Annotated in this window: 3 protein-coding genes and 1 pseudogene; all 4 read left to right on the top strand. The window is 40.2% G+C overall.

Translation table 11 applies throughout. The features are described 5' to 3' along the window. Positions 1 to 347 precede the first annotated feature (347 nt). Positions 348 to 6,941, top strand: coding sequence for a non-ribosomal peptide synthetase (locus tag JCM10596_RS21720; protein WP_148302683.1), 6,594 nt, complete (start codon positions 348 to 350; stop codon positions 6,939 to 6,941). 8 nt (positions 6,942 to 6,949) lie between these two features. Beyond that, positions 6,950 to 9,139: a condensation domain-containing protein gene (locus JCM10596_RS30990; RefSeq protein ID WP_025028904.1), complete on the top strand. Its 2,190-nt coding sequence runs from the start codon at positions 6,950 to 6,952 to the stop codon at positions 9,137 to 9,139. After that, positions 9,073 to 12,402, top strand: a pseudogene (locus JCM10596_RS31570) (condensation domain-containing protein). Before JCM10596_RS30990 ends, JCM10596_RS31570 begins: the two are co-directional and overlap by 67 nt. A gap of 43 nt (positions 12,403 to 12,445) precedes the next feature. Next, the coding region (locus tag JCM10596_RS31565; RefSeq protein WP_369345687.1) for a non-ribosomal peptide synthetase at positions 12,446 to 14,733 on the top strand (2,288 nt) is incomplete at its 3' end.

Genomic DNA, 14,733 nt, shown 5'->3' with positions numbered 1-14,733 from the left:
AATATAAAAACTACCTTCACTTCGAGTGAAAGGTAGTTTTTTCTTGTGGTTTTTGTCGCAATATGTTTTGAAATAGTATAAAAAACAACTTCGTAATAGGGTTAAAGCATTGATATCAAAAAAGAAAAGTGGATAAATGTGAACTTATTGCAATAATTTACATTGATACACTGTAAAAAATGTGAAAATAATGTAAAGATATATACAAAAACAATGAATGCTGGTAATATAAATTAGTAGATACAAATAACTATTGGGAATTATGTATCTCAAAGGAATATTAGGGATTTCCGATGAGAACACTAGCCAAATAGTGCAAATTATTTATTTGACGGGGTGATCAAAAGGTGAACAATGGTACTATGAACTACTTTCCTTTAACACAGGCACAGAAAAGGATTTTGTATACTGAGCTACTTTACCCTAATACAGCGGTGTCTACCATTGGACTATCATTAATCGTTCAAGGTAATGTAGATTGTGAGAGATTACAAGAATCCATTATTCGTGTGTTAGAAGAAAATGATACCTTTCATATCAAGGTTTCAATGGAAGATGGTGAACCTAGGCAATGGTTCGACAAGGAGAGCACCGTGATTCAAGAGATTGCTTGCTTGCATTTCGATCATCAAGAAGAAGCAGAAGAAAGCATGCAAGCTTTTATGGAGAAACCGATCAAGTATACAGATTCGAGGCTCTATCAAGTCACAATATACAATATCAATCATGAAGAATATTGGATAAATATGAAGTATAATCACATGATATGTGATGGAGTGTCTGCCCACCGTATTTTAGATTTAATCATGGAACACTACATGGACTTAACCAAAGAACCTTTTGTTTCAAAAGAAAGAAAGAGCTCGTACCTCGACTATATTCGTTCTGAGCAAGAATATGAACAGTCAAAACGCTATCAAAAGGATCAAGAATTCTGGCTGGATAGGTTTAAGGATTTACCGGAATTTATGAATATAAAACCCTACCCTCCTTATTCAATCGGTACCAAAGCAAAAAGAATCACCTTGGAGGTGAGTGGAGAAGAGTATCATCAATTAAATGCTTTTACTCAGCAGCATAACATTAGCTTGTATACTTTGTTTTTAACCTCGTTGTACATCTACATACATAAAATTAGCGGATCACAAGATATTTCAGTCGGTTCTCTTTTTGCTAACAGAACATCAAAACAAGAAAAAGACTGTTTAGGAATGTTTGTTAGCACCGTTGCAACTCGTTTACAAATGAATCCTCATCAAGACCTACTCACTTTATTACATACTGTTTCCAAAGAGCAAAAATCGATCTTACGTCATCAAAAATACCCCTATAATAATCTAATTGATCATTTAAGAGAAAAATTTCCGAAAAATGATGTTCGACATCTATTTAGTCTTTCTCTAAATTATCAGCCTGTTAAATGGAAAACTTATGACGATTTGCATGTTCAGCATAAGACTTTCATTAGTGGAGATGAGATTGATGATATCGCTTTCAATATAGAGGATTTGATTGATGAACAACACGCTTTATTACATCTTGAATATCGTGTTGAATTATTTGAAGAAGCAGAGATGAATCGGATGCTTCAACAAATCCAAACGATTATTGCTGAAATGATACATAACCCTGTACAGTCTGTTCAAGAGCTTTCAATATTAGATCAGGCTGAACTTACTACCATTATGAATGAATTTAGCTCTAGAAAGGTAGAATATGCTCCAAATAAACTTATACATCAATTATTTGAAGAGCAAGCGGCTAAATCACCTGATGCTATTGCCGTTGTCTATGAAAATCAAGAGTTAACTTATAGCGAACTAAATGCTCGTGCGAACCAATTAGCCCGTACCCTGCGTTTCAAAGGAGTACAAGCTGATCAATTAGTAGGAATCATGACTCATCGATCACTAGAAATGATCGTTGGTGTCCTTGCCATCTTAAAAGCGGGTGGAGCTTATGTTCCTATTGATCCAGAATATCCTGAGGAAAGAATTCGATATATCCTTCAGGATTCTAATGCAGAGGTGCTGCTTCTGCAAGGTGAGCTAGCGGATCGCATTGATTTTGGTGGAAGTCAGGTCTTTCTTGATGTTGCTGAGTCTTTTGATCCGAGTAAAGAGAATTTGGAGCCTATTTCAGAAGCGCATCATTTGGCTTATGTTATCTATACCTCTGGGACCACTGGTAAGCCTAAAGGGGTCATGATCGAACACCAGCATGTTCTTTCGATGGCTAGTGCGTGGAGAGAAGATTATCACTTGCATGAAGAGGGAATCACTTGGTTGCAGTGGGCTAGCTTTTCTTTCGATGTCTTCACCGGAGATTACATAAGGGCACTTTTACATGGAGGGAAGCTCGTTATTTGCCCAAACCATGTGAGATTGGACTTTGTGCAATTGGCAGAACTTATTCAAAAACATCATATTCAGATGTTTGAATCAACTCCTGCTTTTGTTATTCCGCTTATGGATTATGTTTTTGAAAATCAACTAGATATGAGTTCTCTAAGAACATTAATTTTAGGTTCGGATCAATGCTCTGTAGAGGCATTCAACCAATTGATCGAGCGTTTTGGTTCACAAATGCGCATTTTAAATAGTTATGGTGTTACTGAGGCTTGTATCGATTCTTGTTATTTTGAAACAGCTGAAGTTGTCAGTTTTCAAAACCTGCCTATAGGAAAAGCATTGCCAAATGTTCGGATGTATATCTTACAGGAAGGTCGTTTCGTACAACCCATTGGAGTGGCAGGGGAGCTGTTTATTGGTGGATCAAGTGTAGGGCGAGGATATCTAAATCGTCCAGATCTTAATGCTGAAAAGTTTGTAGAAAATCCTTTTATTTCGGGAGAAAGAATGTACCGTACGGGTGATCTTGCACGCTGGTTGCCAGATGGAAATATAGAATTTCTTGGTAGAGCAGATGATCAAGTGAAGATCCGAGGAAATCGGATTGAACTAGGTGAAGTAGAATCACAATTGATCAGACTTGAGCAGGTGAAGGAAGGGACGGTTATTGCTTGGGAGGATGAGGCAGGACAAAAACAATTATGTGCCTATTATGTAGCTGATCATGAATTACAGATAAATGATCTTAGAATTGCCTTGGCGCAGGAACTGCCAAATTACATGATTCCCTCATATTTTGTTCAATTGGACAAGCTGCCATTAACACCTAATGGAAAGGTAGATCGTAAAGCTTTACCAAAACCTGAAATTGATGCTCAGGGGGGAGTGGAATATATCGCTCCTAGGACAGAGGTTGAAAAGGTTGTAACATCTATCTGGCAGGATGTCTTAGGTATTCCTAAGATTGGGATACTGGATCACTTTTTTGAGCTCGGGGGAGACTCTATTAAAGCCATTCAAATCTCATCTAGAATGTACCAGGTTGGATATAAGGTTGAAATAAGAGAGCTATTTAGCTACCCTGTCATTGCGGAGCTTAGTAAGTATATTGAAATGATAGCTCAGCCTAATCCAAAAAATGTAGAAGGCACCGTGAAGCTGACAGCTATACAGAATTGGTTTTTTAAACAACTTTGGGTCAATCCAAATCATTGTATTGAATCAAAAAGGGTATACCGAAAAGAAGGTTTTAGAGAAGCATTGCTGAACCAAGTTTTTACTAAGATTACAGAACAGCACGATTCCTTGAGAATGATCTTTACGCAAACAGCAAATGGAGTTGAGGGCTGGGTTCGCTCCGTGAATGAGGGTGAGTCATTTAGTCTTGCTGTATGTGATTTTCGAGATAAAGAAGATATAGAAGAAGCTATTGAACTCAAAGAAAATGAGATAAAAATGAGCTTTGATCTGCAAACAGGTCCACTTCTAAAAGTTGGTGTATTCCATGGGAAATCTGGAGATTATCTCTCTATTATGGTTCACGGTGTTTTAATGGATGGAAGATCGTGGGATATATTATTGGAAGATATTGATTTGGCTTACGAACAAGCTCTTAGTGGACAAGAGATACAACTTCCAACGAAAACGGAAGCATTCGTAGCTGGGGAAAACGATCTCTTGCCAAGCTCGCAAAACAATGAAATGTTGCTAGAATCAGTATCAATTTCAAAGCTAGAAGAAGTGAATGTCCGCTGGAGTGCTGAAGAGTTGAAATATCTTCAAGATTCAATCCATCAAGCATATAACACAAAGCTACAGGATATTCTACTCACTTCTTTAGGTTTAGCCCTTCAGGAATGGAATGGGTTAACTCAATTTGTAGCTAATGTCGAAAGAAGCTTACGAGAATCACTGATCGAAAATGTTGATTTTTCTCGTACAATTGGCTGGTTGTCAAGTGAGTTTCCAGTAACACTGAATATAGATAAGTATGGCGACTTGCGCAATCAGATTAAGGTAGTCAAAGAAGCGCTGCGCAAAATGCCAAACAGCGACTTAGGATCAGGAGTTTTCGATCATAAAGCAGAAAGCACTTTGTCAAAAGAAGGGGAATCTATACCAGCTATTCGCTTCCATGTAGAAGAACACTTACAGCTAGACCAATTGACTCAATTTATACCTGTTTCTTTTAGAAGTGATTATAACTATCAAGATCTACACCAAGATGATATTTTGGATATTCGTGTTTCGGTTTCTAGTAAAGGGCATGTTGATGTGAACGTCCGCTATAGATCAAATGAGTTCCAGAGAGAATCACTAGAGCAGTTGCTTTCCTATTTTAAAGCAAGCCTTTTAGAAGTTGGAAGTCATTGTCTAGAGAAGGCTGGAACTGAGTTAACACCAAGTGATGTTTTACTAAAACGAATCACCATTGAGGAACTAGATAAGCTTGCTATGGAAACACGTAATCTCGGCGATATTGAAAACATATACAACCTGACCCCTATGCAGCAGGGAATGTGGTTCCATACTCAAATGAATCCTTCTTCTGGCGTTTATTTTGATCAGATGACCTTTTCTCTTGAGGGAGATCTGGATGTGGATATTTTTAAGAAAAGCTTTGAGGCACTGGTCCAGCGCCATGGCGTTTTACGAACTAATTTTTACAGTGGATGGCAAGATGAACCACTACAAATTGTCTTTAGAAACAAATCTATTGACTTCCACTATGAAGATCTAACGACTATGGAATGTGATGAACAAGGGGAATTTATCGAATCAGCGTTAAACAAAGATAAAATGAAAGGCTTTGATTTAGAGCGAGATTCGTTAATTCGACTTACGATCTTTAAAAGAGAAGAAGAATCCTATTTGTTTCTTTTAAGCGCTCATCATATTTTGATGGATGGTTGGTGCTTGTCTATTTTGATGACCGAGCTTTTTGAATTATATCAGAGCGACTATACTCAAAAACCAGCCAACCTAGCAACTTCTCCAGCGTATAGCGAATATATTCAGTGGTTGGAGGAACAAAACAAGGTTGAGGCATCAGAGTACTGGAGCGAGTATTTAGCAGGATATGAACAACAGGTCGTTTTACCACAAAAGAAGTTCTCAGGAACAGCACCAGGCTATGATCTACAAAAGCTTACTTGGAATCTTGGAGAACCTTTAACACAGCGAATCAACACATTGGCGAAGCAACAGCAGGTTACAATAAATACTTTATTGCAAACTGCTTGGGGAGTTTTATTACAGAAATACAATGGTGTTTCTGATGTTGTATTCGGAGGAGTAGTATCTGGAAGACCAGCAGAAATTTCGGGTGTTGAACATATGATTGGCTTGTTTATCAATACGATCCCGATACGCGTTTGTGGTGATTCAGAGCATAGCTTTGTTAGCTTAATGAAACATATTCAGGATCAAGCCCTTGAGTCTCAGAAATATGATTACTATCCGCTATACGAGATCCAAGAGAAAACTGAGCAAAAGCAAAATTTAATTAATCATATTATGGTTTTTGAAAACTTTCCTGTGAACGATCAGGGAGGAAAATCGAACAGCTTTGTGGCAGAAGGTTTTGAAATCTCAAGCATCAATGTCGATGAACAAACAAGCTTTGATCTAAATCTTGTGATTATTCCAGGGGATGGAATGCAAATTCAATTTGAATACAATGCTTTGGTTTATGAATCAGTGATGCTGGAGCGACTACTGGGGCATTTCACTCATTTGTTAGAACAAGTGGTCAGCAATCCGAAGGTAACTTTAAAAGAAGTAGAGATTATTACTCTGCCAGAAAAGAGTTTCATTTTAGAAAGCTTTCATCAAGACAGCATTGATCTTGTAGATGGAAATACGGTTCATCAATTATTTGAAAAACAAGTAGAACGAACCCCTGATGCTCTCGCCGTTGTTTTTGAAGAGGAAAGGATCACCTATCTTGAACTAAACAAACGGGCAAATCAGCTTGCACGTACTTTGAGAGAATCGGGAATACAGCCTGATCAACTTGTTGGTGTCATGGTTGAGCGATCAGTAGATATGATCGTAGCTTTGCTGAGCGTGTTAAAAGCAGGAGGCGCCTATGTTCCTATTGATCCAGAATATCCAGAGGATCGAATTCATTATATGTTGGAGGATTCTGCTGCTCCAGTTTTACTTACGCAACGCCATCTGCAGGAACGTATCTCTTTTGAGGGAAAGTGGATTTTAGTCGATGAAGAGGAATCTTATCATCCAGATGATACGAATTTGGTTGCGAATACTGATTCATCTCACTTGTGCTATGTCATATACACTTCAGGTACGACAGGGAAACCTAAAGGCGTTCTAATTGAACACAAACAAATTACGACTATCGCCTCCGCTTGGAAACAAGAATATAACTTGCAACAGCCAGGAGTCCGCTGGTTACAATGGGCTAACTTCTCCTTCGATGTCTTTTCTGGAGATATGGTTCGAGCTCTATTACATGGAGGCGAATTAGTTCTCTGCCCAAGTGAGGCAAGAGCAAATCCTGTAGCCATCCATGAACTGATAATCAAAGAGCAGATTCAGATGTTTGAATCAACCCTGCTTTGGTGATTCCGTTAATGGAGTATATTTATGAAAACCAGTTAGATATTTCAAGTCTGGAGTTATTGATTATTGGATCAGACTATTGTCCAGTAGAAGAGTTCCAAAAACTCATCAGCCGTTTTGGTACGAATATGAGAATCATCAATAGTTATGGCGTAACGGAAGCTTGCGTTGACTCTTGTTACTTTGAACAGGCGCTCATAGGTTCTATGAATAATCTGCCTATTGGGAAACCGTTACCTGGTGTGACAATGTATGTTTTGGATGAAAATCGTTTACTTCAACCGATCGGACTTACTGGAGAATTATATATTGGAGGAGCTGGAGTAGGTAGAGGGTATTTAAATCTAGCAGAGCTGACAAGTGAGAAGTTCGTAGACAATCCGTATAAAGCGGGAGAAAAAATGTATCGAACAGGAGATCTGGCTCGTTGGTTACCTGATGGAAACCTTGACTATTTGGGACGAATGGATCATCAAGTAAAAATCCGTGGGTTTAGGATTGAGATTGGTGAGATTGAATCGCATTTATTACAATGCCCATCGGTTGAGGAGGCTGTCGTCGTTGCTCGAGAAGACGATCGAGGACAGAAAGTGCTGTGCGCCTACTTTGTAGCCGAAAAGGAATTGACAGTAAGTGAGTTAAGAGCGCAGTTATCTGAAGAATTACCGGGCTATATGATTCCATCTTACTTTAGGCAATTAGAAAAAATGCCGCTAACTCCGAACGGAAAAGTAGATCGAAAAGCACTTCCAGCACCAGAAGGAAGCATGTTAACAGGAGTCGAATACGTGTCACCTCGAACGGAAGTGGAAAAAACAATGGCTACTGTGTGGCAATCCGTCCTTGGGGTTGAACGTGTTGGATTGATCGACCATTTCTTCGAGCTGGGCGGAGACTCTATTAAATCCATTCAAGTAGCGTCTCGCTTATATCAAGCAGGCTATAAGTTAGAGATGCGTGATTTATTTAAGTATCCAACCTTAGGAAGCTTGAGCCAGCGTGTCCAGCCAATTGCTAGAAAAGTAGATCAAAGAGAAATCACTGGAGAAGTCCAGATGACACCAATACAAAAATGGTTTTTTGAGCAATCTTTTGCCGATCCTCATCATTATAATCAATCAATGATGTTATATCGCAAGAAGGGCTTCGATTATTCGGCATTGAGGAAAGTGTTGGATAAGATTGTCGAGCATCATGATGCATTGCGTATGGTCTTCCGTCAAACAGAGCCGGGCTATATAGCTTGGAACCGTGGAATAAAGGAAGGAGAGCTCTATCATCTTGAAGTCTTAAATATAAAAGAAGAAACGAATTGTGCTCAGGTTATTGAAGAGCATGCAAATAAAGTACAGAGCAGCATAGACCTTGAACACGGTCCATTAGTCAAAGCCTCCGTATTTCAATGTGCGGATGGAGATCATCTACTGATCGTGATTCATCACACGGTTATTGATGGCGTATCTTGGCGAATTTTACTAGAAGATATTGCAGTAGGATATGAGCAAGTGCTGAACAATGAAGAGGTTTCCTTGCCAGCTAAGACGGATGCTTATCAGACTTGGTCTGAACAGCTACTAGGCTATGCAAACAGTTCGCAGATAGAAAAGGAAAAAGCGCATTGGCAAACGATCGCTGAGGCAGAAGTAACACCTCTGACCAAAGATGGTGACGTGCCATGCTCTATTGAGGAAGATAGTGAGTCTTATCTTGTTACATGGAGCAAAGAGTCTACAGAACAATTATTGAAACAGGTTCATCAGGCATATAACACGGATATGAATGATATCTTGTTAACTGCTCTGGCTCTGGCTGTACAGAAATGGCGCGGAGTCCAGCGGATATTAGTTAATCTAGAGGGGCATGGTAGAGAATCCATTATACCTGAGATTGACATTACCCGTACCGTAGGATGGTTTACAAGTGAATTTCCTATTCTGCTTGAAATAGAGGAAGAGAAGGGGCGTTCCTATCAAATCAAAAACATAAAAGAATCCCTTCGTCACATTCCAAATAAGGGAATTGGTTATGGTATTTGGCGCTATTTGTCGGATGGTCATACGACAAATAGAGAAGTGAAACCAGAGATTAGCTTTAACTACCTAGTCAATTTGACCAGGATTTACAAAATAACGATATGGGATTTTCACCTTACTCTAGTGGAAATGATAGTAGCAGAAAGCAAACTCGTCATTACCTCTTAGATATTAATGGAATGATATCAGAAGGTTCATTGTCTTTAGATATTAGCTACAACCGAAAAGAATATCATCAAGAAACGATTGCCCAGCTCGGTGAATTTTTGCTAGAAAGTTTACAGCAATTGATTGCCCATTGTACGCAGCAAGAGAAGCTTGTCTTAACCCCGAGTGACATCATGGTTAAAGGAATGAGCATTGCTGAATTAGACCAAATTGTGGAGTACATGGAACCTCAAGGTGAGATTGAAAATATGTATACCCTAACTCCGATGCAGAAGGGGATGTGGTTCCACAGTATTATGGATCAGGGTTCAGAGGCATACTTTGAACAAACTCGTTTTGTATTAAAAGGGAATCTTGATGTAGAAGCCTTTTCCAGAAGTTTGAACACTCTAGCGGCAAATCATGCCGTATTGCGCACAAACTTTTATCAGGGCTGGAGAGGTGAACTCCTGCAAGTTGTTTTCCGCCACAGAGAGATTGGCTTTACTTATGAGGATCTGCGTGAGTTGGATGAACAGCAACAACAAGCCTATATTGCGAGTGTGTCTACAGAAGATAAGAACAAGGGATTTGACTTAGAAAAAGATCCACTAATGAGAGCTTATGTCATGCGTTTAGACAATGAAAGCTACCAATTTTTATGGAGCTCGCACCATATTCAAATGGATGGTTGGTGCATGCCATTAATCGTTTCTGAAGTATTTGAGATCTATTCTAATTTGATCCAACATGGTCGTTCAAAGAATAGAACCATCTCTCCATACAGTGATTATATTGATTGGCTAGAGCGACAAGATGATGAAGCCGCCTCTCAGTATTGGAGTCATTATCTGTCTGGCTACGAAGAGCAGACACATCTTTTATTAGAAAAGGGTCGGACGTCTAGCGTTTACGCTATAGATCAGATTGAGTTCAAATTGGATAAACATATTACGTCACAGATCAGCCGTATTGCGAAGCAGTATCAAGTGACCCTCAATACACTCCTACAGACAACGTGGGGAATCATTCTACAGAAATATAATCGAACCGACGATGTGGTATTTGGAAGTGTCGTATCTGGAAGACCTGCTGAAATACCAGGAATCGAACAAATGATTGGATTGTTTATTAATACAATTCCTGTTCGCATCACTTCTTCGTCAGAGGATCGTTTTGTTGATGTCATTAGTAGAGTACAAGAGCAAGCTCTTGAATCTAGTAAATTTGATTATTATCCTTTGTATGAAATTCAGGCAAGAAGCACACAAAAACAGGCTCATTCACCATATCATGGTCTTTGAGAACTATCCGATGGAAGAACAATTAGAGCAGGTAGGGAACCCAGAGATAGGCATGCTAGAGTTGACAAATATTGATTCAGATGAACAGACAAACTATGATTTCAATCTTGTCGTTATACCAGGCGAAGAAATCTCTATATGCTTTGAATACAATCAAAATGTCTACGATCGGCTAGACATAGATCGACTCAAAGGGCATCTTCTACAGGTCATTGAACAAATCGTCGTAGATCCTCAAGTGGCTGTAAAATCTCTAGAAATGATAACACCTGTTGAAAAAATAGAGATTCTAGAAGAGCTTAACAACACGTCAAAAGAAACTTTAGCAGATCGCAGTATCTCTCAATGGTTTGAAGAGCAGGTGGAAAAAACACCACATGCTGTAGTCATTGTTCATGATCAGCAGAACCTTTCTTATCGTGAACTTAACGAAAAAGCGAATCGTTTGGCTCGTATGTTAGTAGCTGAAGGCGTACAAGCTGAGTCACTGGTAGGAATCATGGCAGATCGCTCTGCTGAAATGATCATCGGGATGCTGGCTATTCTAAAAGCTGGAGGAGCTTATGTGCCGATTGATCCAGAATATCCGGAGGAACGCATTCAGTATATGCTTGAAGATTCGGGAATGAAGGTACTCTTGGTTCAGCAACGCTTCCTAGAGAAAGCAGGCTTCGAAGGAAAAAATTTCGTCTTTGAAAATGAGGAAATCTACCATGAAGAGAGCTCGAACATAGGTATCATCAGTGAGCCTCAGCATTTAGCTTATGTTATCTACACCTCTGGAACTACTGGGAAGCCGAAAGGGGTCATGATTGAGCATGCCAATCTTTCAAGCTATGTACATGGCTTCGTGCAGGAGTTTAAGGTTCACGAGCAGGATCGAATCCTACAGCAAGCTTCTATTTCCTTTGATACCTCGGTAGAGGAAATCTATCCAGCGCTTGTTACAGGAGGCAGCATAATCATTGTGCCAAAACTAGAGGTACTGGATCCGAGAAAGTTGGCGGAAAGAATCATCGACGAACAGATCAGTATTGTTTCCTGCTCGCCGTTACTGCTGAATGAATTAAATCAGCATCTTACCGAGCAAGAGCATGTCGTCAGACTCTTTATTTCAGGAGGAGATGTTCTGTTCAAGAGCCATTTTTCCAATCTTGCTTCCTCAGAGGTATACAACACATATGGCCCGACGGAAGGAACGGTTTGTGCAACCTATTACAAGTGCACACATCAAGAGAGTCAAAGCATCCCTATTGGGAAGCCAGTCATGAATAAACAAGTCTATATCTTAAATAATGAAAATCAGCTACAGCCCATTGGAGTCCCTGGTGAACTTTGCTTAGCGGGAGATGGAGTCGCACGAGGATACTTGAATCGACCAGAGCTGACTGCGGAGAAATTCGTAGAGAACCCATTTGAATCAGGGGGAAGAATGTACCGCACCGGAGATTTGGCTCGCTGGCTACCAGATGGCAACATTGAATACCTAGGTCGAATCGATGATCAGGTAAAAATTCGAGGATTTAGAATTGAGCTTGGTGAAGTTGAAGCGCATTTAGTAAAGCTAGATTTCGTTAAGGAAGGGACGGTTCTTGCTCGAGAAGATGCATTGGGACAAAAACAGCTGTGTGCCTATTTCGTAGCGGATCAAGAATGGAAATCTAGTGATGTAAGGGAAGCTTTATCTCAGGAATTGCCTAGCTATATGATCCCTTCTTACATTGTTCAAATTGATCGAATCCCAACAACGCAAAATGGAAAAGTGGATCGTAAAGCGTTACCTGCTCCAGAAGGTATTCTTCAGACTGGAGCCGAGTATCAGGCTCCGCGTACTCATTTAGAGCAACAAATAGAGCAGGTTTGGCAAGAGGTACTTGGTGTAGAGCGAATCAGTATCAAGGACAACTTCTTTGATCTTGGAGGTCATTCCTTACGAGCAACTACCTTAATTACGAGATTGAATCAAGAGCTTCATATTGATTTTCCTCTTAAAGATGTTTTCCGCTTACCGACAATTGAAGCCATGGCTGACGAGATTGCTGGGCAGTTAACGGGAATGAAGGAAACGGCAGTAAGGATCGCCATACCACTCGTGGAAAAAAGTGAATATTACCCTGTGTCTTCGGCACAAAAAAGACTCTATATTCTCCATCAAATTGAAGGCGCTGATCTTAACTACAATATGCCAGAAGCCTTAATGCTAGATGGAAACCTAGAGCTAGAAAGATTTGAAGAAGCTTTTCACAAGCTGATTCAGCGTCATGAAACCTTGCGTACAAGCTTTGAAATGATGAATGGAGAGCCGGTTCAACGAATTCATGATGAAGTAGAATTTGCCATTGAATATCAACAAGCTACTGGAGACACCGCTGAAGAACAAGTGAATCTTTTTGTTCGTCCTTTTGATCTAAGCTTGGCTCCGTTACTTCGGGTTGGGTTGATCCAACTTGCACCTGAACGTCATATTTTAGTCATGGATATGCATCATATTATCTCTGATGGTATTTCGACGAATCTCTTAGTTGAAGAGTTGGCCCAATTTTACGCAGGAGAGGATTTACCTTCTCTAAGAATCCAGTACAAAGATTATGCAGTATGGCAGCAGTCCGAAGTTCGAAGTGAACGAATGGAAAAACAAAGGGAGTATTGGCTTGATAAGCTGGCTGGAGAACTGCCTATCTTAGAGCTACCTACAGATTACCCTCGACCTGCTGTGCAAAGCTTCCAAGGAGATACATTTGAATTCATGATTGACGCTGACATGGTTGAAAGGCTAAAAGATGTGGCACAAAAAACAGGAACAACCCTGTATATGGTTTTATTGACCAGCTACACCACCTTGCTCCATAGATACAGTGGTCAAGAGGATGTCATTGTAGGGACACCTATTGCCGGAAGAACACATGCTGATCTGGATTCTCTTATTGGTATGTTCATCAATACCTTGGCGATAAGGAGCTTTCCATCAGGAGAGAAATCATTTGCAGATTATCTGCAGGAAATAAAGGAAACCACCTTACAAGCTTACGAAAATCAAGAATATCCATTTGAGGAACTAGTAGAGCAAGTGAAAATCACTAGGGATTTAAGTCGTAGTGCCTTGTTTGACACCATGTTCTCATTCTTTAACCTTGAGCAAGAAAAATTAAAAATGGGTGGAGTACAAGTAACGCCTTATCCTCAAAAACATGGAATCGCTAAATTTGATCTTAGTTTGGATATTGTGGGTGATGATGAAGGGTTGATGTGCAGTATTGAATACGCGACATCACTGTATAGAAGAGAAACAATCGAACGAATGGCAACACACTTCATTCAATTACTAGAATCGATGATTACCAATCCATACAAGTCACTTTCTTCTCTGCAAGTCATACTTCAAGAAGAAAAACGACAGTTATTGGAGCTATTTAATACAACAGCAACGGAATACCCGAGGGAAAAAACAGTTCATCAACTATTTGAGGAACAGGTAGAGCGAACGCCGGAAGGAATTGCCGTGGTATATCAGGGGCAGCAGCTCACTTATCGAGAGCTGAATGAGAAGGGGAACCGCTTGGCTCATAGCCTAAGAGAGAAGGGTGTGAACAAGGAGCAGCTAGTAGCGATTCTAGCAGAACGCTCTATTGAATTGCTTGTCGGGATTATCGGGGTCTTAAAAGCAGGAGGAGCTTATGTGCCGATTGATCCAGAGTATCCTACTGAGCGTATTCGTTACATGCTGGAAGATTCAGGAGCGCAGGTGCTCTTGCTACAACAGCATTTGCAGGATCGAGTTTCTTATGCAGGGCAGACATTGATTCTAGAGGAAGCCGCCTCTTACAGTAAGCAGACTTCTCGTCTTGAGGAAACAAGTGGACCTACGGATTTGGCGTATGTCATCTATACCTCGGGAACAACAGGGCAACCCAAAGGAGTCATGGTTGAGCACCGTTCTCTAGTTAATCTCTGCACGTGGCATCAAGAAATGTACGAACTAACGGAGAAGGATCGAAGCACGCTCTATGCTGGAGTTGGCTTTGATGCAAGTGTATGGGAGATCTTCCCGTATCTTCTAAGCGGAGCCACGATTTATGTCGTTGATGAAGAGAGTCGACTAAACCCGATTCAGCTAGAGCAATTCTTCGCTGAACATGACATTACAATCAGCTTTCTGCCAACTCAGCTTAGTGAGCAATTTATGGAAATGGAGAATCACACGCTGAGAGCCTTGCTTATTGGGGGAGACAAGCTGAAGCATTATCAGCCACAGCCATATGCTCTCTATAATAACTATGGTCCAACAGAAAATACGGTCGTAGCCACCGCCTA

Origin of the sequence: Caldalkalibacillus mannanilyticus JCM 10596 (genome assembly GCF_000615945.1) — a bacterium.
In the GTDB taxonomy this organism is placed as follows: Bacteria; Bacillota; Bacilli; order Caldalkalibacillales; family JCM-10596; genus Bacillus_AT; species Bacillus_AT mannanilyticus.
This window is presented reverse-complemented; position numbering and strand designations above follow the sequence as displayed.

Excerpts from the sequence above, each read along its gene's own strand:
- JCM10596_RS30990 (WP_025028904.1), top strand. The coding sequence starts at position 6,950 with ATGGAGTATATTTATGAAAACCAGTTAGATATTTCAAGTCTGGAGTTA.